Here is a 21,054-nt window from a genome sequence, read left to right on the forward strand (position 1 = left end):
GTTTCAGACTGGGGATTGGGTAACAGATTCGGTGGTCGCTGCGGCCAGCCAGACACAGGCGCCTTTCGACTCCTTGTCGATGGCGGCCAGCATGCGTTCGTGCTCGGTAATTTCTTCGGCGCTGGCGCGGAGAATCTGCAAGGGTTTGCGTTCACGTACCTTGCCGTCGGCACCGAGCATGACGCGCGGGGCTTCATCCGGTTCGATCATCAGGGCGTTCTGGCCGCGCGTCATGGCCAGGTAAACCTCGGCCAGCAATTCGGTATCGAGCAGCGCGCCGTGCAGGGTCCGGCCGGAGTTGTCGATATCGTAGCGTTCGCACAGCGCATCGAGGCTGTTGCGCTTGCCCGGATGCAGTGCCTTGGCATCCTTCAGCGTATCGATGACGCCGCTGCACACCGTTTCGACCGGCACGCGACCCAGACGGTCGAGTTCGGCGTTCAGGAAGCCCAAGTCGAAGGGCGCATTGTGGATGATCAACTGGGCACCGTTGATGAATTCCAGGAATTCATCGGCGATGTCGGCAAATTTCGGCTTGTCGGCCAGAAACTCAAGCGTGATGCCGTGCACGGCTTGCGCGCCAGCATCGATATCGCGTTCCGGATGGACATATTTGTGCAGGTGATGGCCGGTCAGCCGGCGATTGACCAGTTCGATGCAGGCCACTTCGATGATGCGGTGACCGTCACGCGGGTTGAGGCCGGTGGTTTCGGTATCGAGGCAGATCTGTCTCATGCGCGTTCTTTCGTGTTTTCCTTCAACTCGTCGATGCCGCGATTGGCCAGCGCATCGGCGCGTTCGTTTTCCGGGTGGCCGGCATGCCCTTTGACCCAGATCCATTCAATCCGGTGCTGGCGGGTTTGCGCATCAAGTTCCTGCCACAGGTCGGCATTTTTCACCGGCTTCTTGTCCGCAGTCTTCCAGCCATTGCGTTTCCAGCCGTGGATCCACTCGCTGATACCTTTCAGCACGTACTGAGAGTCGCTGTGCACCTTTGCATCGATCGGCCGTTTCAGTGCTTCCAGCGCGCGGATGACGGCCATCAACTCCATCCTGTTGTTGGTGGTCGAGGCTTCGCCGCCCCACAATTCCTTTTCGTGCTGGCCGGCGCGCAGGATCGCGCCCCAGCCGCCGGGGCCGGGATTGCCGCGGCAGGCACCATCGGTAAAAATTTCGACGCGCTCAGTCGCCATGACTTTCCTTTTGCGCAATCGGGCGCAAAGCTTTGGCGCGCACACTTTGATCGCGCCAGTTGGGGGTAATCAGCCGCATGCTGTGCACGCGCTTGACGGCGCGCAGCATATAGACGGCGCCGGAAAATTTCCACCAGCGACGGCCGGCGGATTCGGTGAAGTGCCAGCGTTGCAGCCAGGTTTGTTGTTCGCAGGGCGGGGCGTAGCAGCCGAACTGGCTACGTTCGACCGCGAAGCCCAGTTCTTTCAACCAATCACGCAGGCGGGTCGGCGACAGATAACTGCCGTTCCACGGGAAATCCTGGCTACGCTTGGCTTGGCGCTTCAGGCCCCAGAGTGAGAGCGGGTTGAAGCCGGTGATGATCAATTGCCCCTCGGGCATCAGGATGCGCTCGATTTCGCGCAAAATCTGCTGCGGATCTTCGGCAAACTCGAGGACGTGCGGCAGGACGACGAGGTCTATGCTTTGTCCGGCAATCGGCAGCGCGCCGGGGGTACAGAATACATCGACCGGACCGGTCTGGCCCGCCTTGCGGCGCATTGACATGCGATTGGCGCGCAGCAGGTCGCACTGCGGCAAGCCGATCTGCAGCGCATTGAAACCGAAAATATCGGTGACAGCTGCGTCGACTTGCTGCATTTCCCAGTCAAGCACATAGCGCCCCTGCGGCGAGGCAAGCCACGCATCGAGTCCCGGATTTGACATCGGGGCGGCGAGGTTCGATAGTTCCGGCATGTTCGAAATTTTCTCTATTCCCGCATTCAAGGACAATTACATCTGGCTGCTCGTGCGTGGCACGCAGGCTTTCGTGGTTGATCCGGGCGACGCCGCACCCGTCATTGCCAGACTGGAAGCTGACGGACTTGATCTGGTCGGCATTCTGGTCACGCATCACCATGCCGATCATCAGGGGGGCATCGGCGAATTGTGTGCTCGCTACCCGGCCGAAGTCTACGCGCCGGCCAGTGAGTCTATCACAGGCACCACGCGTCCCTTGCGCGGTGGCGAAGTGCTCGATGTTCTCGGTACGGCGGTCCAGGTGCTTGCCGTTCCCGGTCATACGCTGGGCCATCTGGCCTACCTGGCGCCGGGGGTACTGTTTTGTGGCGATACGTTGTTCGGGGCTGGCTGCGGCCGGCTGTTCGAAGGGACGCCGGCACAGATGAGCGCTTCGCTGGCACAGATCGCCGCCTTGCCTGACGAGACGCTGATTTATTGCGCCCATGAATATACGGAAATGAACCTGCCTTTCGCGTTGACCGTAGAACCGGACAACGCCGCACTCCGCCAGCGGTCCGCTGCGGTCGCGCATTTGCGTCGGGCCGGGCTGGCCACCGTTCCGCTGACCTTGGGCGGTGAAACCGGCGAAAAGGCGACCAATCCCTTCCTGCGTTGCACTCAGCCGGCGGTGATCGCCGCTGCGCTGGCGCATACCGCAACCGTAGAAAAAACGGCTGGCCCTCGTTCGGGAATCGAGGTTTTCGCTGCGTTACGCGGCTGGCGCAATAATTTTTAGGCGCGGGCCTGAATCCGGGTGCTCAGTTTGGCCAGTACATCGAGTACACGTGCCGCATTGAAGGGTTTGATGATGAATCCTGCCGCACCGTTCATGATCGCATCCTGAACGGTTTCCGGATCGGAGTTGCCGGTAATCATGACGATTTCCGTATTTGGGCGGCTTGCCTTGATTTCGGCCATGGCCTCAATGCCGTTTTTTTCCGGCATCAGCACATCCATGCAGATGATGTCCGGTTTCAAGCGCTCCGCCAGTTCAACGCCGAGCAAGCCGTTGCGCGCCTCACCGACGACGTCGTATTCCTCGCCGCGCAAGATGCTGCGCAAGATGGCTCGCATCATGTCGTTATCTTCGACGATCAGGATACTCAGGCGTTTTTTGCTCATTTTCAGTTACGCGGTATCGTCCGTGCCGGCGATCTCAATAGCAATTCATGCTGAAGTAGATCAGCGCGCCGCTCGCCAGAGCGATTGCCGTAGCACCCCAGAAAAAGGCCCAGCGCAGCGATTTTTTGGCTTGCTGATGTGCACCACGTTTCTTGGCCTGGAAATATTGCTGGGTTTCTCCCAGCGTCAATACGGCGGTTAATGCGAAAAATACCATGCCGCTGAACATCGAAATGATCGATTTGTTGCTCATCAGCTTGCAATAGCCACCAGATACGCCCAAGTAACTCAGAAGAGCATCGGTACGGAACGCAAAGCGGACGATCAGGAAGGTCAACACGCCGAAACCGACCAGCAAAAGGATAACCAGCCAGGTTTCCCAGCGTTGCAATTCTCTCCAAGCTTCCTTGATATCGTCGATAATCCACTTCATTGCCAGTAATCCATATTTTCGTTGCTGCCCAGCCTACAAGACTATCATGACTGAATCGCCGGATACCCGTAGAACCTTGCTATTGCGTGTTCGCGATGAAATGAATTCCTCGCGCAACCGTTATTTTGCCAAGTGGTTCGGCGGTTTGCTGCTCGTACTTGTTGCATTCGGTTTTCTGGCTGCACCACCTTTGCTGAAGTCCGTGCTGAACAAGCAACTTGGTGACGTCCTGCAGCGCGAGGTCGTCTTGCAGGACGTCAAAATCAATCCGCTTGCCTTGTCCGCAACACTGGGTGGTTTCAGTGTCAAGGCGGACGATGGCAAGGAGGTGGCCGGTTTTGACGAACTTTACGTCAATCTGTCGGCTGCCTCGCTGTTCAAACTGGCGGTGGTGGTCGATGAAATCCGTCTGCAGGGCTTGCGCATCGCGGTGACCCGACTGGATGACGGGCGCTACGATATTTCCGATTTGCTCGACGAGTGGATGAAGCCGAAGGATGAACCGGCGTCGGGAACACCGCGGTTTTCGCTGAACAATATCCAGTTGATCGATGGCCAGATCGTTTTCGATGATCGGCCACGGGGCAAAGTCCATACGATCAGCGACATCCAGCTCGGTCTGCCTTTCGTTTCCAGCCTGCCGTACCAGGCCGAGGTGCTGGTTCAGCCGATGATTGCGGCGAATATCAACGGTTCGCCGTTCAAATTGAGTGGCCGGACCACACCTTTTGCCGAAGCACACGAGAGTTTGCTGGATCTGGCACTGGATGATCTGGATCTCGCTGGTTTGCAGCCCTATCTGCCGGATACGCTGCCTTTGCGGATCGATTCGGCCAAGCTGGATTCGCAGTTGAAAGTCGTCTTCAAGGAAGTTTCCGAGGGGACTTATTCATTGCTTGTCCTTGGCGGGGCGCAATTGTCCGATCTGCAACTGGCCGAGCGTACTGGTCAGCCTTTGCTGGCCTGGAAAACCCTGGCGATTGATGTCGAGCAGGCTGACCTGCTGAATCGCAATATTGCCATCCGGCGAATTGCCCTGGATGGCATGGATATGAATCTTGCGGTCAACGCGCAAGGTGAGCTGAATCTTGTCAAACTGGCAGAGCAAATGCAGGCCGGGGGGAAGCCGGCCAAGCTCGTCAGGCAAGCCGGAACAACCGGCACGAAGCCGGATGTCCAGGCCGCCGAAGTGCCAGCGCAGCCTCTGACCTGGTCGCTCGGCGAGTTTGTCTTGAACAATGGCTTGGTACATTGGCGGGACGAGTCGAATCGGCAGCCGGTCATTGGTCAGGTGCAGCAACTGCATGCCCGGGTCGGCAAACTGGATAGTCGCTTGGTCGATCCAGTCGAGATTGCCGAGGCCGGCTGGCAACTCGATCTCGGCGAACGTTTGCGTCTGGAGAAAACCACGCTGAAAGGCATGCGGGTCGATTTACCGGCGCATCGCGTCGATATTGCCGAACTGGTCAACACTGGCACCCGCGCTGCACTGTTGCGCAATACCGACGGAATCATCGAGTGGGTGGCGTCACCGGTACTGAAAACGGTCAAGGAAGTCGACCAGGGGGTGAAGGACACGCGCCCATGGCTAGGCCAGGTTGAAAAGCTGCTGGTGGAGGACATGGCGCTTCGTTTCGAAGACCGTTCGGTGCAACCGGTGGCCATCCAGGAAATTTCCGGCCTCGCTGTGCAGGCGGAAAAAATCGGTAATGTGCCGAAGCAAAAGGCTGCTTTGCAGATCAAGGCGCTGCTTAATCAGAAGGGCAATCTGGAAATGGCCGGGGCGATTCAGTTGCTGCCGTTCGACTTGGCGCTGAAAGTGGATACCCGAGGCATTCCGCTGACTTCACTGCAGGGCTACGCCAACCAGTTCCTCAATGTCGAGTTGCAACGCGGTTTGTTTTCGAATCAGGGTGAGGCTTCGCTACGTCTCGATCAAGGCAAGCTGAAGGTGGCCTACCAGGGGTCGGCAACGTTGGGCGAGTTGCGTGCGGTCGACCGGGAAAACAAGACCGATTTCCTGAAGTGGAAGTCGCTGCATTTTGCCGGCATCGATTTTCGTCTCGATCCGTTGGCCATCGATATTCGTGAAATTGCGCTCAGCGACTTTTTCTCCCGCCTCATTCTCGATGCGAACGGTCAGCTCAATGTGGCCAACATCGTGCGTAAGCCGGCGTCAGTGCCACCGCCTGAAGCGGAAAAGGCCGACAAAGTCGTGTCGACCGCAACAGCCGGCACCGCGGTGCAGCTCAGCGCCACGAGTGCCCCACCAAGTGCTCCTGCAAGTGCGAGCGCTCCGATCCGAATTGGCAAGGTGACACTGAACAACGGCACGGTTAATTTTTCGGATTATTTCGTCAAGCCGAATTACACCGTCAATGTCGGCAAGCTGGGCGGCAGCATCACTGGTTTGTCGTCGGTCGAAGGGACCTTGGCCGACATGGAGTTGCGCGGTAGTTATGGTAGTTCGGCGCCGGTGCAGATTACTGCCAAGTTGAATCCCTTGGCGGCCAAGTCTTACCTCGACCTGAAAGCCGAGGTGAAGGGGGTTGATCTGACAGATTTCTCGCCGTATTCGGGAAAATATGCCGGTTATGTGATCGACAAGGGCAAACTGTCGCTCAATCTGGCCTACAAATTGGAAAATCGTCAGTTGTCGGCGGACAACCAGTTGTTCATCGACCAACTGACTTTCGGTGCCAAGGTGGATAGTCCGGATGCGACGCAGTTGCCGGTCAATCTGGCAATTGCACTGCTGCGCAACAATCGCGGGGAAATCGATCTCAGTCTGCCGATTTCCGGTTCGCTGGATGATCCGCAGTTTTCCGTCGGCGGTCTGGTGATCAAGGTCATCGTCAATCTTTTCGTCAAGGCGGTGAGTTCGCCATTTGCCTTGCTCGGTTCGATGTTCGGCGGCGGCGAGGAGTTGTCGCACGTGGCCTTTGCGCCCGGTCGGGCGACGCTGGACGAGGCCGGGGTGAAAAAGCTGGAGAGTCTGAGCAAGGCACTCAGCGAGCGCGCTGCGCTGAAACTGGAAATCGCCGGTCTGGTTGATCCGGCGGTGGACCGGGAAGGTTTGAAGCAGGTGGCAATCGAACGCGCCATGCAGCGGGAAAAGTTCGCTGACCTGCAGAAGAACGGGAGTGCCGTCGAGTCTCCCGAGACCGTGAAAATTCCCGCTGCTGAATACAAAACGTATCTGACGCGGGCCTACCAGGCAGCGAAATTTCCCAAGCCACGCAATGTGGTCGGCCTGCAGAAAGCCTTGCCGGTTGAGGAGATGGAGAAACTGCTGCTAGCCAATCTGCCGGCCAGCGACGACGATCTGCGAGGGCTCGCCAGGCAGCGGGCTGAACTGGTTCAGCTTTGGTTGATCGAGCAGGGCAAGCTGGCACCGGAGCGAATCTTTCTGGTGCAGTCGAAGGCTGACAAGGATGCGCTGCTGGCCGGTGGCCGCGTCAATTTCTCGCTGAGGTAAATGATGGGTGAAGCAATTGTGCTGGTTGTCCTGGCCGGGCTGGTGGTCGTCATTCTTTTGCAGGTCGCCTTGCTTTGGCTGAGTAACCGGCGCCCCGATGACGATGCCCGCTTCCGGGCGCTGCAGGAAACGCAGGAAAGAGGCATGGCGCGCCTGGAGCGGGAGTTGCGCGAGGAATTGGCGCGTGGTCGGCGCGAAGATGCCGAAGACGCATTTCGTGATCGCGAGGAAAGGGCGCAATCGGCAAACCTGCTGGGGCAGGCCATCAGCACGCAAATGGGCCAGCTTGGCACCCTGCAGGCTGAGCGTCTGGAAGCCTTTGCGCGTGAACTGAATCGTTTTTCGCTGGGCCTGGACGAGCGTTTCGAGCGCCTGAAAAATACGGTGGAAAGCCGGTTGACCGCAATACAGTCGGATAACGCGCAAAAGCTGGAAGAAATGCGGCGCACCGTTGACGAAAAACTGCATGCCACACTGGAGCAACGCCTGGGTGAATCCTTCAAACTGGTCAGCGAACGGCTGGAGCAGGTGCATCGTGGCCTGGGCGAAATGCAAGGGTTGGCGGCTGGTGTCGGCGACCTCAAACGCGTGCTGAGCAATATCAAGACGCGGGGAACCTGGGGCGAAGTGCAGTTGGGCGCCTTGCTGGAGCAACTGTTGACTGCCGAGCAGTTTGCCGCCAATTTGCCAACGAAACCCGGCAGCAACGAACGCGTCGATTTCGCCATCCGCTTGCCCGGCAAGGATGATGGCGCCGTCGTCTGGTTGCCGATTGATGCCAAGTTTCCGATAGAGGATTATCAGCGGCTGATCGAGGCGCAGGATCCAGCGGACATCGAAGAGGCAGCGAAAGCCATCGAGATGCGTATTCGCAACGAGGCGAGAAGCATCCGCGACAAATACGTTGCTCCGCCGCATACCACCGATTTCGCCCTGCTGTACTTGCCGGTCGAGGGGCTGTACGCCGAAGTGCTGCGGCGCCCCGGTCTGGCTGAGTTGCTGCAGCGCGAATATCGGGTCAGTCTGGCTGGACCGACAACGCTGGCGGCGTTGCTCAACAGCCTGCAGATGGGCTTTCGTACCTTGGCCATCGAGCAGCGTTCGGCTGAGGTCTGGGCCGTACTGGGCGCGGTGAAGAGCGAGTTTGGCAAGTTCGGTGAAGCGCTGGCGCATACCCGGAAAAAGCTGGAAGAAGCGAGCAACAGCATCGTCAAGGCGGAAACGCGGACGCGCCAGTTGTCGCGCAAGTTAAAAGAAGTCGAGGCCCTGCCGGCCGGTGACGCAGAAAAATTGATTGGGGTGGTGGATTTTGATGGTGAAGACGAATGAACTTGCAGCAAGCGAATTGGCAGGCGCCTACCGGGCGACGACCTACCGGGTTTTTCTGCCCGGCGGTCCATGCGATTTGCGTATCGATGAAGCCAGTGCCGGACTAGTCAAATGGCTGGCGCAGCATGCCTGTACCGGGTTTGCCATCATCACGGCCTACAATCCAGGCGCCCAGCGGGTCGATGAGGCACAGAATGCCGAACGTCAATCGGCCCTTGAATGTGAGTTGCTGGAGGGCAATTACGAGCCCTATGCCGGGGAGAATGTCCCCGATGCCGCCGACTGGCCGAGTGAAGAAACTTGCTTCATTCCCGATATAGCACTTGAAGATGCGTTCGCACTGGCGGAAGATTACGGACAGAACGCCATTGTGTGGGGCGGAGCAGACGGAATTCCCCGGCTGGCCTGGATAGAAGACAAAAAATAATGATCAGGAAAATTGGCCGTTTCGATATTCGCGGCGAACTGGGGCGCGGTGCCCAGAGTACGGTTTATCTCGGATTCGATGCGCAGTTGCAACGCGAAGTGGCGATCAAGACGCTACATTTCACCCGTCCCGACCCCGCCCAGAACCAGGTTTTGCTCGATGAAGCTCGAGCGGTCAGTAAAATGCGCCACCCGAATATCGTGCCGATTTTCGAGGCAGGGGAAGAGGGCGGCGATCTCTATCTGGTTTTTGAGTATGTGCCGGGGCGCAATCTCTCAGAATTCCTGAGTCAGAGCGGAGCGCTGTCGTCGGTCAAGGCGGTGACCATTCTGCGCCACGTCCTGTATGCACTTGCTGAGGCGCACACCCGGGGCATCATCCATCGCGACATCAAGCCGTCGAATATCCTGATCGATGAAAACGGCACGCCACGCGTCATGGATTTCGGCATCTCGGCACCGCTCGACGGTCCCGGTGAGGATGGCGATGAATATAGCGGTACGCCGGCCTACATGGCACCGGAATACATTGATCGGCACGAAAGCAGCGAACGTTCGGATATTTTCTCGGCCGGTCTGGTGCTCTTCGAAATGCTGACCGGGCGGCGGGCCGTTGAAGGGGTGAGCCTGTTTCAGATCATGAACCAGATCACCAACGAAGATATCAAATTGCCGGTCAATGTTGCGGTCGACGACCGTTTGAGCGGCATTTTGTACAAGGCGCTGGCGCGTAATCCGGAAGTCCGTTTTCAGAGTGCCGCGCAGTTTGCCGAAGCGCTTGATCGCTACCTTGAGCCCGACGAGGCCAAGACGACCGACAGCGGTGGGCGTCAGGCGACACTCGATTTCCTGTTGCGCCGCATGCGCCACAAGAGCGATTTTCCCGCACTCTCCGAGTCGGTCAGCGCGATCAACAAGATTGCCAATAGCGAGACGGAGAGCGTCACCAAGCTATCGAACTCCATCCTCAAGGATTTCGCCCTGACCAACAAACTGTTGCGTCTGGTCAATTCGGCCTATTTCCGCCCAGCGGGTGGCGGCAGCATCAGCACGGTATCCCGTGCGGTGATCGTGCTGGGCTTCGAGGCGGTGCGCAACATCGCGATTACCGTGCTGCTCTTCGAACATTTGCAGAACAAGGCGAATGCCAATCATCTGAAGGAGGAATTCCTGCGCGCCAATCTGGCCGGCATTCTGGCCAAGGACATCAGTGCAGCAGCGAAAATGCCGGATCTTGAGCAGATTTTCATCTGTTCCTTGTTCCAGAGCCTGGGCCGTTTGTTGTCGCAATATTATTTCCCCGAGGAATCCGACGAAATTCGCCGGGTGATGGCGCAGAAGTCGTGTAGCGACGATCACGCCTCGCTGCAGGTGCTCGGCATTTCCTTCGAGAATCTGGGGATTGCCATTGCCAAACAATGGGGTTTTCCGCCCTTGATTGTCGGTTCGATGCATAAATTGTCGGACGGGCGGGTCAAAAAGCCGGTAACGCAGGAAGAGCGTTTGCGCATGTTGTCGGGTTTTGCCAATGAACTGTGTGATGTCATCGCCCAGGCGACGCCTGAAGCACGGATTCGCGAACTGAAAAATTCGATGCTGCGTTTTGCCGCAGCCCTGCCGCTTGATGAACGAACCGTGATGCAGACCGTCAAGCGTTCCGTCGAGGAAATCGGTGATTTTGCCCGCATCATTCATCTGAATATGGCGCAAACGACCTTCGGCAAACAGATGCAACAGTTTGTCTCGGGTGACAAGGGCGGCACCACCCTCAATTCGGCAAGCATGATGGACTCCTTGCAAGGCGCGCTGCTCGGTGAATTGGGCGGTCCCGGCGGGCCAGACAATGGGCCAGACGCTGGCGAGATGAAAATCGATGCGCAAACCGTGTTGACCGCAGGAATTCAGGACATCAGCAATACGCTGGTCGAAGGTTTCAAACTGAATGATATTTTGCGCATCATCCTCGAGACCATGTATCGCGCGATGGGTTTCAAGCGGGTCGTGCTATGTATCCGCGATGCCAAGGGGCAGGCCATGCAAGGGCGTTTCGGTTTTGGTCCCGAGGCCAATGAAGTCGCCAAGGCATTTCGCTTCCCGCTCAGTTTTGCCCCGGATATTTTCCACGTTGCCACATCGAAAGGTCTCGACATCCTGATCAGCGATATCGACGATCCGAATATTTTCGAACGCATTCCTGCCTGGTACCGTAAAGCCGTACCGGCGCGCTCTTTTGTCCTCCTGCCGCTCAACATCAAGGGTAGTCCGGTTGCGCTGATTTATGCCGACCGCGATGAACCGGGCGGCATCGATATTCCGGAGAAGGAGTTGTCGTTACTGCGCACGCTACGCAATCAGGCAGTGCTGGCGATCAAGCAGGGCGGATAAAAAAATGCCCGCTACTTGGCGGGCATTTTTTCATAATCCATTTTTTTACCAGAGTTGCCACCAGGGAACTTTGCGTTCTATGCCCTCGGTGTAATAGCGGCTGTTCGGGAAGTTTTTCTTCATGACCCGTTCGGCATCGTCGCGCAGATCGTTCAAGCCTAATTTGTCGTAGGCAGCAACCAGAATGAACATTGCTTCTTCGATGGTTGGTGCCTGCGGATAGGTTTCGATTGCGAACTGTGCCCGATTGGCTGCCGCGACATAGGCGCCACGCTTCAGGTAATAACGGGCAACGTGCACTTCCAGCGAGGCCAGTGCATTGACCAGGTAACTCATGCGCTTGATGGCGTCAGGTGCGTATTTGCTATTCGGGTAACGGGTAACCAGTTCCTTGAACGAATCGAACGCTTCACGGGCTGCCTTGGGGTCACGTTCGGACAAATCCTGATTGCTGATGAAACCCATCAGGCCGAGATCTTCATTGAAGTTGATCAGGCCTTTCAGATAATAGGCGTAATCGACGGCAGGATGATTCGGGTGCAGTTTGATGAAACGGTCGCTGGCGGCCAAGGCCGATGCAGGTTCGCTGGCCTTCCAGTAAACATAGGCGATTTCCAGTTGTGCCTGCTGGGCAAAACGGCCGTATGGATAACGTGCTTCCAGTTTTTCCAGCAGTTTGGCTGCCTGATCCCAGTTGCCATCACTCTGTGCATCTTTAGCTGCCGAATAAAGGCGACCAGCCGACCAGCCCGCAGTTTCGTCAACTTCGGCAGGCAGCAGGCTGCATCCACCGAGACAAAACGCGAGAACGACCACCAATGAACGAAGGAGAGCAGGGAATGACTGGAATGCGGGTAAACTTCGCATCATGAACGATCCTTTAGAAAACTCGGGCGATTATAGCCCAACCGAGCCGCTGCATCTGAGTGTTCCCGATAGCTGTGCTGGTCGTCGACTCGATCAGGTGTTGGCGGAGCTCTTGCCGCAGCATTCGCGCAATCGCTTGCAGACCTGGGTGCGCGACGGCTGTGTCGAGGTCGATGGTATGCCGGTGAGTGAGCCCAAGCGCAAGGTTTTTGGCGGCGAGAAATTGCTTGTCGTCCTGCCGAACGATGCACAACTCCAGACCGAACAGCCGGAAGACATTCCATTGAATGTCGTCTTTGAAGACGAAACCCTGTTGGTGATCAATAAACCAGCCGGTCTTGTCGTGCATCCGGGCAGTGGCAACTGGAGCGGTACTCTGATGAATGCCCTGTTGCACCATGTGCCAGGTATCGACGCAGTGCCACGCGCCGGTATTGTGCATCGGCTGGACAAGGACACCAGCGGTCTGCTGGTCGTTGCCAAAACGCTGGAAGCGCAAACCGATCTGGTTCGCCAGTTGCAGGCACGCACCGTCAAGCGGCAGTATCTGGCCCTGGCCTCCGGCGCGATCAAGCGCGATAGCGGGGTTGATTCGCCGATTGGCCGGCATCCGGTAAATCGTATCAAGATGGCTGTTGTGCCGGAAAGCCGAGGCGGCAAACCGGCCTTGACCTGGTATCGCCGGCTGGAAGTCTTTCCTCATTGCACGCTGCTCGAATGCACCCTGGAAACCGGGCGGACGCACCAGATTCGTGTCCATCTGGCGTCAATCGGTCATGCGCTGGTCGGTGATCCGGTTTACGGCCGGCCTGATCAGCGCTTGCCGCCATTTGGCCGACAGGCGCTGCACGCAACGCGTCTGGGCTTGCTGCATCCGCTAGGGGGGCGCCTGATGCAATGGGAAGTGCCGATGCCGGAAGATATGCGGGATTTGCTCGATACCCTGCGTTATGGCTGATTTTTTTCGCCCGGAATGGCCTGCGCCGAATACGGTGCGGGCGTTACAAACGCTACGCAGTGGCGGGGTCAGTCGGGTGCCGTGGGACAGTTTCAATCTGGCCGGGCATGTCGGTGACAATCCGGCTGACGTCGTGCTTAATCGGGAGCTGTTGCGCCGGCAACTGCCGGCAGAGCCGTGCTGGTTGAGTCAGGTGCATGGAAATGTTGCGGTCAACGCGCCATCTGCCCAGGAAAACAGCATGGCCGACGCAGCGTTTTCGCGTCAGCCCGGTGTCGTCTGCGCCGTGATGACCGCCGATTGCTTGCCGGTGCTGTTCTGTGACCGCGCTGGTAGCGTGGTTGCTGCGGCGCATGCAGGTTGGCGCGGTTTGTTATCCGGCGTACTGGAACAGACCGTGGTCGGGATGCGGGTGCCGGGAGAGCAGTTGCTGGCCTGGCTGGGACCGGCTATCGGCCCGGAGAACTTTGAAGTCGGTGACGAGGTACGGCAGGCATTCGTCGCCAGCGATGCCGCAGCGACGCTGGCATTCAAACCGCACGCTCAGGGGAAGTGGCTGGCCAATCTTGAATTGCTGGCCCGGCAACGCCTGAATTCAATGGGGGTCGGTGCGATCTTTGGTGGCGGGATGTGTACGGTCGACGACCATAGCCGCTTTTATTCCTATCGGCGCGATGGCATCACCGGCCGCATGGCCAGCCTGATCTGGCTGGCCTGATGCATTGCTCAATCCGGGTTCAGCTTGCCGCATCCCGTCTTGCTTTTTCAGCCATCATTTCCCTGTATTTCTGGCGCTCCCGCCGGACTCTTGATCCGGCAAAATAAATCAGCAAACCGCAGGGCAGGGCGCCGTAGAACAAGAAAGAAATGATCCCGGAGACCAGTGTCGGTTCGTTTGCGGCAATCAGGACGGTGACGTAAAGCCATCCGATTATTATGATGACGGTGAGTGGCATGCTTGAATTTTAGAAGGCAAAGTCTGCTGGGGAGCAAACAATGGCATGGCGCTTGTTTGCTTGGAGATACTCAAACTATTGTCCGTTTCCAGCCGATAGCGATGATGTACATGCCCTAATTATGCATTGACAGTGCACGGACGGGTATGCAGAATCGAGAGGCTACAGCCCCCACAACCAGTGAGACAAACATCCCATGGCGCAAGGATCTAACAATAACGAGGCTTTTCTGGGTTCGGCAATACAGTTCATGCAAGCCGGTCAGAACATGGCGCAGCAGTTTATGGATCAACTGAACAAGGCGACACCTGCCTTTGGCAATGCCGCACCGCCGGCTGCCGATCCGCAGGCACTGACAGCGTTGCAAAAGCAGTTCATGGATCAGCAGATGTCGCTCTGGCAGTCCATGCTGGCCAAGCAAAAGGGCGAAGAGCAGTCCTTCAAGGTTGCCCCGGAACCCGGTGATCGTCGTTTTTCCGCGCCCGAGTGGCGGGAAAGCCCGATTTACGATTACCTGCATCAGGCTTATCTGTTAAATGTCCGTTACCTGAAGGAAATGGTTGAGGTCATGCCGGCGCAGGATGCCAAGGCCAAGGAAAAACTCCGTTTCCTGGCGCGCCAGGTGGCCGATGCGATGGCCCCATCCAACTTTGCCGCGACCAATCCCGAATTCGTCAAACTGGCCCTGGAAACCAAGGGGCAGAGCATTACCGATGGCATCAACAACCTGATCAAGGATTTTGAGAAGGGGCGTATTTCGATGACCGACGAGTCGGTTTTCGAAGTGGGCAAGAATATCGCGACCACCGAAGGTGCCGTGGTCTATGAAAACGATGTGATGCAACTGATCCAGTACGCGCCGCTGACCGCCAAGGTCGCGACCCGGCCGCTGCTGGTCGTGCCGCCCTGCATCAACAAGTTCTACATCATGGATTTGCAGCCGGAAAACTCCCTGATTCGCTACATGGTCGATCAGGGCAATACCGTATTCCTGGTTTCCTGGCGCAATCCGCAAGAAGCGCAAGGCCATCTGGGCTGGGATGATTATCTGGAGCGTGGCCCGATCGAAGCCCTGCATCTCATCCAGGAAATGACCAAGGTCAAGCAGGTCAACGCGCTCGGTTTTTGCGTCGGCGGCACCATCTTGACGTCGGCGTTGGCTGTTTTGAAGGCACGGGGTGAAGATTGCGTGGCTTCGCTGACGCTTTTGACCACCTTGCTCGATTTTGCCGATACCGGCGAAATCGGTTTGTTCATTGACGAACAAGGCGTTGCCAGCCGGGAAGCCAGCATCGGTCAGGGTGGTTTGCTGCCAGCGCGCGATCTGGCCAACACCTTTTCCTTCCTGAGGGCCAACGATCTGGTCTGGAACTATGTGACCGGCAATTATCTGAAGGGCCAGAAGCCGCAGGCTTTCGACTTGCTGTACTGGAATTCGGATTCGACCAATCTGCCGGGGCCATTCGCTTGCTGGTACATGCGCAACATGTATCTGGAAAACAATCTACGTGTGCCGGGCAAGCTGCAGATGTGTGGTGCGAAGGTCGATCTGGGCCAGCTCGACATGCCGGTGTATCTGTTGGCAACGCGCGAAGATCATATCGTGCCATGGCAATCGGCCTATCAGAGCACACGCATTCTGGGCGGAAAAACCCGCTTCGTACTGGGGGCTTCCGGTCACATTGCTGGCGTCATCAATCCGGTGAGCAAGAACAAGCGCAGTTTCTGGTTGAACGATGATGTGAAAACCGATGCCGAGGGGTGGTTGACCGCAGCAACGGAGATGAAGGGCAGCTGGTGGGCCGACTGGGCCGACTGGCTGAAGCTGCACGGTGGTGAACAGCGTGCAGCGCGCAAGGTCGGGACAACAAAATATAAAGCGATCGAGCCAGCTCCTGGCCGTTATGTCAGAGAGCGGGCGGTCTGACTGCAATAAATCCTGGAGGAGGGAAATATGTCACGAGTTGCACTGATTACCGGTGGTATGGGTGGCTTGGGTGAAGCGATCTGCATCAAGATGGCAGCCTTGGGCTACAAAGTGGTAACCACCCATTCGCCGGGCAATGCCAAGGTCGATGAATGGCTGAAGAACATGAACAACATGGGCTACGGCTTCAAAGCCTATCCCTGTGACGTGACAGATTTTGATTCGGCCAAGGCCTGTGTCGACGTGGTAACGCGTGAGGTTGGGCCGGTCGATGTGCTGGTGAACAATGCCGGTATTACCCGTGACATGACCTTCAAGAAAATGACCAAGGCTGATTGGGATGCCGTGATGGGCACCAATCTCGATTCGGTTTTCAACATGACCAAGCAGGTCATGGACGGCATGGTCGAACGCAAGTGGGGTCGGGTGGTCAATGTGTCTTCGGTCAATGGCCAGAAGGGTGCTTTCGGCCAGACCAACTACTCGGCCGCCAAAGCCGGCATGCATGGTTTTACCAAGGCGCTGGCGCTGGAAGTTGCCAAGCAGGGTGTCACAGTAAATACAATATCGCCGGGTTATATTGGCACCAAGATGGTGACCGCGATTCCGCAAGACATTCTGGACTCGAAAATTCTCCCGCAGATTCCGGTCGGCCGTCTTGGCAAACCGGAAGAAATTGCCGGTCTCGTGGCGTACCTGGCTTCCGATGAAGCCGCGTTTGTCACCGGGGCCAATATTTCCATTAATGGCGGTCAGCACATGTTCTGACCGGTATTTTTTAACCCCCGTTTTACTTAACAAGGAAAAAAACTATGACGCAACGCGTTGCTCTCGTTACTGGCGCCCTCGGTGGTCTTGGAACCGCTATTGCACAACAGCTGGCATTGGCCGGTCACAAGGTGGTCGCCGCTTATCACCCGGAATTCGACAAGCCGGATGAGTGGGTCAAGGAACAAGCTGAAGCAGGTTTCAAGGATTTCATCCTGGTTGCCGGTGATGTATCCGATCTCGAATCCAGCGCCAAGATGGTTGCCGAAGCCGAAGCCAAGGCCGGCCCGATCGACATCCTGGTGAACAATGCCGGTATCACCCGTGACCGTATGTTCGCCAAGCTGGAAAAAGATGGTTGGGATGCTGTTATCGCCACCAACCTGACCAGCCTGTTCAACGTTACCAAGCAAGTGTCCACCAAGATGGCTGAACGCGGTTGGGGTCGTATCGTGAACATCGCTTCCGTCAATGGCGTCAAGGGCCAAGCCGGTCAGACCAACTACTCTGCCGCCAAGGCTGGCGTGATCGGTTTCTCCAAGGCTCTGGCTGCCGAACTGGCAACCAAGGGCGTGACGGTCAACGTCATCGCTCCGGGCTATGTCGCGACCAAGATGGTTACTGCCATCCGCGAAGACATCCTGAAGACCATCGTTGACTCCGTACCGATGAAGCGCCTGGCCAAGCCGGAAGAAATCGGTTTCGCCGTGGCCTTCCTGGCCAGCGAACTGTCCGGCTTCACTACCGGTGCTACGCTGAACATCAATGGTGGTTTGTACTACCAGTAATCGTTCGCGACGAAAGGGCGCCTTCGGGCGCCTTTTTTTTCGGCTATAATGTTGCACTGCACACAAAAATGTATTGAGGATTGCAGCATGTCTGAAGCGGTTCGCCTGATCAAGAAATACCCCAATCGTCGTTTGTACGATACCAAGACAAGCGCATATATCACGCTGGGGGATGTCAAGGAACTGGTCCTCAAGTTCGAGAATTTCAAGGTCATCGATGCCAAGACTGGCGACGATTTGACGCGTAGCATCCTCTTTCAGATCATTCTGGAAGAAGAGGCCGGTGCCGTGCCCTTGTTTTCGTGCGACCTGCTTTCGGGCTTCATCCGTTTCTACGGCAGCACTTCCCAGAACATGCTCGGCAAGTATCTGGAAAACAACATGAAGACGTTTGTCGATTTCCAGCAAAAACTGCAGGAACAATCGCGCACGATGTACGGCGGTGACAGCGCTACCGTGCAGGCGGATTTCTGGAACCAGTTCCTGAATTTTCAGCAACCTGCCATGCAGAACATGATGTCGACTTACATGGACCAGTCAAAAAAAATGTTTCAGTCCATGCAGGATCAGCTAAAAACGCAAACGCGCACCATGTTCCCGGCTTTCCCGGCCAATCCCGCGGATAACGTCGAGAAGTAAAAAAGCACCAGGGCGATTGCCCTGATGCACTTCGATCCAGCAAGTCATCCTGTGCAATAAATCAGCCACGCCAACCGACAGGTCGCGTGGCTGCTGTTTATGGGCGATCAGGATTTCGGGCCGCGTCCGCCGGGTTTTCCTGGCATCGGCGTGTTCAGTTGCTGACGTTGTTCTGGCGTCAGCACATCCAGTACCTTGCGTTCGACCTGCAGGCGCGCCATTTCCATGTCGGCCCGTTGCTGGGTCATGCTGACGATCAGTTCCTTGGCCTTGGCTTCACTGTAGTCAGGGCTCTTTTTCAGCGTTTGCAACTCGGTTTCCACCTTTTTCAAGGCTTTCATCTGTTTGCGCATGACCGGTGCCTGGTTATGCATCAACTCGAACACCTGATCCTGCTGCGCTTCGCTCAGATCGAGGCGGTGCAGGCCACGCATCATGCCCATGCCTTGACCATGACCGTGCTGCATCATGCCGGCGCCTTGCGCACCCGGCTTGCCATCGCAGCCACCCATTTTGCCGCCTTGCCCCTGATAGGCCATGGCACTCAGCGGAACGGCGAGGGCGATACCGGCAACGGCGAGCCAGCGCTTGATCGGGGTCTGATTAAAGTTTTTCATGGTCTTGCTCCTGTGGATGAGCCAGATGTGTTCTGGCGACGGAATCAAGACTACAGATATCCATGTAAGCTGTCGTTTGCGGTTTGTAAGGATTCGTTTCTGGCTGGCAGGTTATGGAGGGGCGTGTGTTGGCGAATGCGAATAAACGACCCAGTGCCACCGGTCGCAATTTCCAGCCAGCACGACCGGAATCAAAGTCATTCGAGCGTGGCTACACGACTACAATTGGCGCAATGAATCGACGTAGCCTTATTCTCTTTGTATTATCAATTGTCCTTACGGTTGGAGCGCTTGCTGCCCCTACTGCACAGGAGCGTACAGACTGGTCCAGTTTCTTTGCTGCTGCCGAGGCGCGCGGCACTATCGTTGTCTGGGACAACCGCAATGGGCGTGACGTGGCCTTCGTATACGACCCGGAACGCGCAGGCCGTCGCTACTCGCCGGCTTCAACCTTCAAAATTCCCCACAGCCTATTCGCTCTTGACGCGGGAATCCTCCGTGATGAGTTCCAGGTAATACCCTGGGATGGCGTTAAGCGCTCGATAGAGGCATGGAATGAAAACCAGAACCTGCGCTCTGCGATGCGAAATTCGACTGTTTGGGTCTACGAAAGATTCGCTCAGCGGCTTGGCGATGCGCGTGAGACTGCGTACATGAGAAAGATTGCGTATGGCAACGCAGTTGCGGGAGGCAGCAAACCTTTCTGGGTCGAAGGCGACTTGGCAATTTCTGCAAATGAACAAATATCGTTTTTGCACCATCTCTATCGTAATGAACTGCCGTTCCGGGGCGAGCATCAGCGGCTCGTCAAGGATGTGATGGTGAATGAGGCTGGCCGTGATTGGATATTGCGGGCCAAGACCGGTTGGAGTGGAAAAATTGGCTGGTGGGTAGGCTGGGTCGAGTGGCCAACTGGACCGGTTTTTTTCGCGCTGAACATCGATACGCCCAACAGATTGGACGACCTCTCAAAGCGGCAAGAGATTACTCGCAACATTCTTCGCTCCATCAATGCTCTACCACCGTCTTGATGGGGCGTTGCGATATATGTTGTTAACCTGAAGCAGATGGCCCGCCGCACATAGGCCACTGCCTGCTACTGAGTGACTCCCGCAAGCGTCGATAAACCGGAGTTACCCGTTCAAAAACGGCAAAATCTTCCGGTCAACCATCAACAAACCGTAAAAACCGAATGCTTGCCAATCAGCCTGGCGTTTGCAGCCGCAGGCTGATTGGCGGCATGGTCAGTTGGCTGCGGGCATGCTGCTGAGCGCCTTCTCCAGCGTGGCTACGCTGCGTTCCGGATCGTGCAATTTGTCCAGTCCGAACAGGCCGAGGCGGAAGGTTCGGAAGTCGGCTGGTTCGTCGCACATCAGTGGTACGCCGGTCGCGCTTTGCAGGCCGGCGGCGATGAATTTCTTGCCGTTCTGGATGTCCGGGTCGCTGGTGTAGCTGACGACCACGCCGGGGGCCTGGAAGCCTTCTGCTGCGACACTGGGGAAACCGCGTTCGACGAGCAGGGCGCGGACGCGCCGGCCGAGTTCCCATTGCTCGGCGCAGACCTTGGCGAAGCCGTAGGCTTCGGTTTCCAGCATGACGTCGCGCATGGTTTTCAGGGCGTCGGTCGGCATTGTTGCGTGATACGCGTGAGCGCCGCCTTCGTAGGTTTCCATGATGTTCAGCCACTTTTTCAGATCGCAGGCGAAGCTGCTGCTGGTCGTCGCATCGATCTTGTTACGGGCGCGTTCGCCGAGGGCGACGAGGGCGCAGCACGGCGAGCCGCTCCAGCCTTTTTGCGGGGCGCTGATCAGCACATCGACTTCATTGGCCTGCATATCCACCCAAACCGTGCCTGAAGCGATGCAATCGAGCACAAAAAGCCCGTCGACCGCACGCACGGCGGCCCCCACGGCGCGCAGGTAATCGTCGGGCAGGATCATGCCCGAGGAAGTTTCGACATGCGGGGCGAAAACGACGGCCGGGCGCAGCGCATGGATCGCGGCGACGACTTCTTCGATGGGGGCCGGGGCAAAGGGGGCCTGGGTGCCGCTGCCTTGCTGGCGGGCCTTGAAAACCGTCGCTTCGGCCGGAATGTTGCCCATCTCGAAAATCTGCGTCCAGCGGTAGCTGAACCAACCGTTGCGGATGACCATGACCTTCTGGCCGCTGGCGAACTGGCGGGCTACCGCTTCCATGCCGAAGGTGCCGCTGCCGGGAACAACAATGGCAGATCTGGCGTGATAAACCGTTTTGACAATACGCGAGATGTCGCGCATGACGCCCTGGAATTGTTGCGACATGTGGTTCAGTGCGCGGTCGGTATAGACCACGGAATATTCGAGCAGTCCGTCGGGGTCGGGGGTGGTCAGCAGTGCTGGCATGGATGT

At 57.1% G+C, this 21,054-nt stretch carries 21 protein-coding genes; 12 read left to right on the plus strand and 9 right to left on the minus strand.

Annotated elements, in window-relative coordinates; all coding sequences use genetic code 11:
- Positions 1 to 3: 3 nt before the first annotated feature.
- The 3 genes from dnaQ to RCI20_RS16720 are packed head-to-tail and all read right to left on the minus strand — an operon-like array spanning position 4 to position 1,899.
- Positions 4 to 735, minus strand: a complete 732-nt coding sequence (gene dnaQ / locus RCI20_RS16710; RefSeq protein WP_306607534.1) for a DNA polymerase III subunit epsilon — start codon at positions 733 to 735, stop codon at positions 4 to 6.
- Positions 732 to 1,193 carry a ribonuclease HI gene (gene rnhA / locus RCI20_RS16715; RefSeq protein WP_306607535.1) on the minus strand — a complete coding sequence of 154 codons (462 nt, stop codon included), beginning with the start codon at positions 1,191 to 1,193 and terminating at the stop codon, positions 732 to 734. The genes dnaQ and rnhA overlap by 4 nt, the downstream gene beginning before the upstream one ends.
- Positions 1,183 to 1,899, minus strand: coding sequence for a class I SAM-dependent methyltransferase (locus RCI20_RS16720; protein ID WP_306607608.1), 717 nt, complete (start codon positions 1,897 to 1,899; stop codon positions 1,183 to 1,185). The genes rnhA and RCI20_RS16720 overlap by 11 nt, the downstream gene beginning before the upstream one ends.
- A gap of 28 nt (positions 1,900 to 1,927) precedes the next feature.
- On the opposite strand from RCI20_RS16720, the gene gloB reads away from it, so the two are divergent.
- A complete protein-coding gene (gene gloB, locus RCI20_RS16725) occupies positions 1,928 to 2,710 on the plus strand; it encodes a hydroxyacylglutathione hydrolase (RefSeq protein WP_306607536.1) in 783 nt (260 codons plus the stop codon).
- On the opposite strand, the gene RCI20_RS16730 is transcribed toward gloB, so the two are convergent.
- Both RCI20_RS16730 and RCI20_RS16735 read right to left on the minus strand, forming a co-directional pair.
- Positions 2,707 to 3,096, minus strand: a complete 390-nt coding sequence (locus tag RCI20_RS16730) for a response regulator transcription factor (RefSeq protein ID WP_306607537.1) — start codon at positions 3,094 to 3,096, stop codon at positions 2,707 to 2,709. The two genes, gloB and RCI20_RS16730, sit on opposite strands and share 4 nt — an antisense overlap.
- Before the next feature lie 34 nt (positions 3,097 to 3,130).
- Positions 3,131 to 3,529 carry a hypothetical protein gene (locus tag RCI20_RS16735; RefSeq protein WP_306607538.1) on the minus strand — a complete coding sequence of 133 codons (399 nt, stop codon included), beginning with the start codon at positions 3,527 to 3,529 and terminating at the stop codon, positions 3,131 to 3,133.
- 46 nt (positions 3,530 to 3,575) lie between these two features.
- On the opposite strand from RCI20_RS16735, the gene RCI20_RS16740 reads away from it, so the two are divergent.
- From RCI20_RS16740 to RCI20_RS16755, 4 genes are read left to right on the plus strand one after another with little or no spacing between them, the layout of a single operon-like run.
- Positions 3,576 to 7,007 (plus strand): DUF748 domain-containing protein, encoded by a 3,432-nt coding sequence (locus tag RCI20_RS16740; protein ID WP_306607539.1) that lies wholly within the window; start codon positions 3,576 to 3,578, stop codon positions 7,005 to 7,007.
- Positions 7,008 to 8,336, plus strand: a complete 1,329-nt coding sequence (locus RCI20_RS16745; RefSeq protein WP_306607540.1) for a DNA recombination protein RmuC — start codon at positions 7,008 to 7,010, stop codon at positions 8,334 to 8,336.
- A complete protein-coding gene (locus RCI20_RS16750) occupies positions 8,320 to 8,763 on the plus strand; it encodes a DUF3293 domain-containing protein (protein ID WP_306607541.1) in 444 nt (147 codons plus the stop codon). Before RCI20_RS16745 ends, RCI20_RS16750 begins: the two co-directional genes overlap by 17 nt.
- Complete coding sequence (locus tag RCI20_RS16755; protein ID WP_306607542.1) at positions 8,763 to 11,147, plus strand: serine/threonine protein kinase; 2,385 nt, start codon at positions 8,763 to 8,765, stop codon at positions 11,145 to 11,147. The genes RCI20_RS16750 and RCI20_RS16755 overlap by 1 nt, the downstream gene beginning before the upstream one ends.
- Positions 11,148 to 11,192: 45 nt before the next feature.
- On the opposite strand, the gene RCI20_RS16760 is transcribed toward RCI20_RS16755, so the two are convergent.
- Complete coding sequence (locus RCI20_RS16760) at positions 11,193 to 12,017, minus strand: outer membrane protein assembly factor BamD (protein ID WP_306607543.1); 825 nt, start codon at positions 12,015 to 12,017, stop codon at positions 11,193 to 11,195.
- Between RCI20_RS16760 and rluD the strand changes: the two genes are divergently transcribed.
- Together rluD and pgeF are read left to right on the plus strand one after the other, a co-directional pair.
- Positions 12,016 to 12,972 carry a 23S rRNA pseudouridine(1911/1915/1917) synthase RluD gene (gene rluD / locus RCI20_RS16765; protein ID WP_306607544.1) on the plus strand — a complete coding sequence of 319 codons (957 nt, stop codon included), beginning with the start codon at positions 12,016 to 12,018 and terminating at the stop codon, positions 12,970 to 12,972. The two genes, RCI20_RS16760 and rluD, sit on opposite strands and share 2 nt — an antisense overlap.
- Complete coding sequence (gene pgeF / locus RCI20_RS16770) at positions 12,965 to 13,690, plus strand: peptidoglycan editing factor PgeF (RefSeq protein ID WP_306607549.1); 726 nt, start codon at positions 12,965 to 12,967, stop codon at positions 13,688 to 13,690. The genes rluD and pgeF overlap by 8 nt, the downstream gene beginning before the upstream one ends.
- Positions 13,691 to 13,709: 19 nt before the next feature.
- Here the strand turns inward: pgeF and RCI20_RS16775 are convergent, their stop codons facing one another.
- Positions 13,710 to 13,928: a hypothetical protein gene (locus RCI20_RS16775; RefSeq protein WP_306607553.1), complete on the minus strand. Its 219-nt coding sequence runs from the start codon at positions 13,926 to 13,928 to the stop codon at positions 13,710 to 13,712.
- A 196-nt stretch (positions 13,929 to 14,124) separates the two neighbouring features.
- Here RCI20_RS16775 and phaC point away from each other — a divergent pair, with 196 nt between their 5' ends.
- From phaC to phaR, 4 genes are all read left to right on the plus strand, one after another.
- Complete coding sequence (phaC, locus tag RCI20_RS16780; RefSeq protein WP_306607555.1) at positions 14,125 to 15,855, plus strand: class I poly(R)-hydroxyalkanoic acid synthase; 1,731 nt, start codon at positions 14,125 to 14,127, stop codon at positions 15,853 to 15,855.
- Positions 15,856 to 15,882: 27 nt separating this feature from the next.
- On the plus strand, positions 15,883 to 16,623 hold the full coding sequence (phbB, locus tag RCI20_RS16785) for an acetoacetyl-CoA reductase (RefSeq protein WP_306607557.1): 741 nt from the start codon (positions 15,883 to 15,885) through the stop codon (positions 16,621 to 16,623).
- Between the two features lie 44 nt (positions 16,624 to 16,667).
- Positions 16,668 to 17,411 (plus strand): acetoacetyl-CoA reductase, encoded by a 744-nt coding sequence (phbB, locus tag RCI20_RS16790; RefSeq protein ID WP_306607561.1) that lies wholly within the window; start codon positions 16,668 to 16,670, stop codon positions 17,409 to 17,411.
- A gap of 87 nt (positions 17,412 to 17,498) precedes the next feature.
- Positions 17,499 to 18,050: a polyhydroxyalkanoate synthesis repressor PhaR gene (gene phaR, locus RCI20_RS16795; protein WP_306607562.1), complete on the plus strand. Its 552-nt coding sequence runs from the start codon at positions 17,499 to 17,501 to the stop codon at positions 18,048 to 18,050.
- Positions 18,051 to 18,157: 107 nt separating this feature from the next.
- Here phaR and RCI20_RS16800 read toward each other — a convergent pair whose 3' ends face one another.
- Entirely contained in the window at positions 18,158 to 18,667 is a 510-nt protein-coding gene (locus RCI20_RS16800; protein ID WP_306607564.1) for a Spy/CpxP family protein refolding chaperone, read from the minus strand.
- 233 nt (positions 18,668 to 18,900) lie between these two features.
- On the opposite strand from RCI20_RS16800, the gene blaOXA reads away from it, so the two are divergent.
- Positions 18,901 to 19,698, plus strand: a complete 798-nt coding sequence (gene blaOXA / locus RCI20_RS16805; RefSeq protein WP_306607567.1) for a class D beta-lactamase — start codon at positions 18,901 to 18,903, stop codon at positions 19,696 to 19,698.
- 213 nt (positions 19,699 to 19,911) lie between these two features.
- On the opposite strand, the gene RCI20_RS16810 is transcribed toward blaOXA, so the two are convergent.
- Positions 19,912 to 21,048: an aminotransferase class V-fold PLP-dependent enzyme gene (locus RCI20_RS16810; protein WP_306607569.1), complete on the minus strand. Its 1,137-nt coding sequence runs from the start codon at positions 21,046 to 21,048 to the stop codon at positions 19,912 to 19,914.
- Between the last annotated feature and the right edge of the window lie 6 nt (positions 21,049 to 21,054).

The organism is Azonexus sp. (assembly GCF_030824335.1).
GTDB lineage: Bacteria > Pseudomonadota > Gammaproteobacteria > Burkholderiales > Rhodocyclaceae > Azonexus.

What these genes read in the sequence shown, in the direction of transcription:
- dnaQ (WP_306607534.1), bottom strand. Translation starts at nt 735, where the DNA reads ATGAGACAGATCTGCCTCGATACCGAAACCACCGGCCTCAACCCGCGT.
- rnhA (WP_306607535.1), bottom strand. Translation starts at nt 1,193, where the DNA reads ATGGCGACTGAGCGCGTCGAAATTTTTACCGATGGTGCCTGCCGCGGC.
- RCI20_RS16720 (WP_306607608.1), bottom strand. Translation starts at nt 1,899, where the DNA reads ATGTCAAATCCGGGACTCGATGCGTGGCTTGCCTCGCCGCAGGGGCGC.
- gloB (WP_306607536.1), top strand. Translation starts at nt 1,928, where the DNA reads ATGTTCGAAATTTTCTCTATTCCCGCATTCAAGGACAATTACATCTGG.
- RCI20_RS16730 (WP_306607537.1), bottom strand. Translation starts at nt 3,096, where the DNA reads ATGAGCAAAAAACGCCTGAGTATCCTGATCGTCGAAGATAACGACATG.
- RCI20_RS16735 (WP_306607538.1), bottom strand. Translation starts at nt 3,529, where the DNA reads ATGAAGTGGATTATCGACGATATCAAGGAAGCTTGGAGAGAATTGCAA.
- RCI20_RS16740 (WP_306607539.1), top strand. Translation starts at nt 3,576, where the DNA reads ATGACTGAATCGCCGGATACCCGTAGAACCTTGCTATTGCGTGTTCGC.
- RCI20_RS16745 (WP_306607540.1), top strand. Translation starts at nt 7,008, where the DNA reads ATGATGGGTGAAGCAATTGTGCTGGTTGTCCTGGCCGGGCTGGTGGTC.
- RCI20_RS16750 (WP_306607541.1), top strand. Translation starts at nt 8,320, where the DNA reads ATGGTGAAGACGAATGAACTTGCAGCAAGCGAATTGGCAGGCGCCTAC.
- RCI20_RS16755 (WP_306607542.1), top strand. Translation starts at nt 8,763, where the DNA reads ATGATCAGGAAAATTGGCCGTTTCGATATTCGCGGCGAACTGGGGCGC.
- rluD (WP_306607544.1), top strand. Translation starts at nt 12,016, where the DNA reads ATGAACGATCCTTTAGAAAACTCGGGCGATTATAGCCCAACCGAGCCG.
- RCI20_RS16760 (WP_306607543.1), bottom strand. Translation starts at nt 12,017, where the DNA reads ATGATGCGAAGTTTACCCGCATTCCAGTCATTCCCTGCTCTCCTTCGT.
- pgeF (WP_306607549.1), top strand. Translation starts at nt 12,965, where the DNA reads ATGGCTGATTTTTTTCGCCCGGAATGGCCTGCGCCGAATACGGTGCGG.
- RCI20_RS16775 (WP_306607553.1), bottom strand. Translation starts at nt 13,928, where the DNA reads ATGCCACTCACCGTCATCATAATAATCGGATGGCTTTACGTCACCGTC.
- phaC (WP_306607555.1), top strand. Translation starts at nt 14,125, where the DNA reads ATGGCGCAAGGATCTAACAATAACGAGGCTTTTCTGGGTTCGGCAATA.
- phbB (WP_306607557.1), top strand. Translation starts at nt 15,883, where the DNA reads ATGTCACGAGTTGCACTGATTACCGGTGGTATGGGTGGCTTGGGTGAA.
- phbB (WP_306607561.1), top strand. Translation starts at nt 16,668, where the DNA reads ATGACGCAACGCGTTGCTCTCGTTACTGGCGCCCTCGGTGGTCTTGGA.
- phaR (WP_306607562.1), top strand. Translation starts at nt 17,499, where the DNA reads ATGTCTGAAGCGGTTCGCCTGATCAAGAAATACCCCAATCGTCGTTTG.
- RCI20_RS16800 (WP_306607564.1), bottom strand. Translation starts at nt 18,667, where the DNA reads ATGAAAAACTTTAATCAGACCCCGATCAAGCGCTGGCTCGCCGTTGCC.
- blaOXA (WP_306607567.1), top strand. Translation starts at nt 18,901, where the DNA reads ATGAATCGACGTAGCCTTATTCTCTTTGTATTATCAATTGTCCTTACG.
- RCI20_RS16810 (WP_306607569.1), bottom strand. Translation starts at nt 21,048, where the DNA reads ATGCCAGCACTGCTGACCACCCCCGACCCCGACGGACTGCTCGAATAT.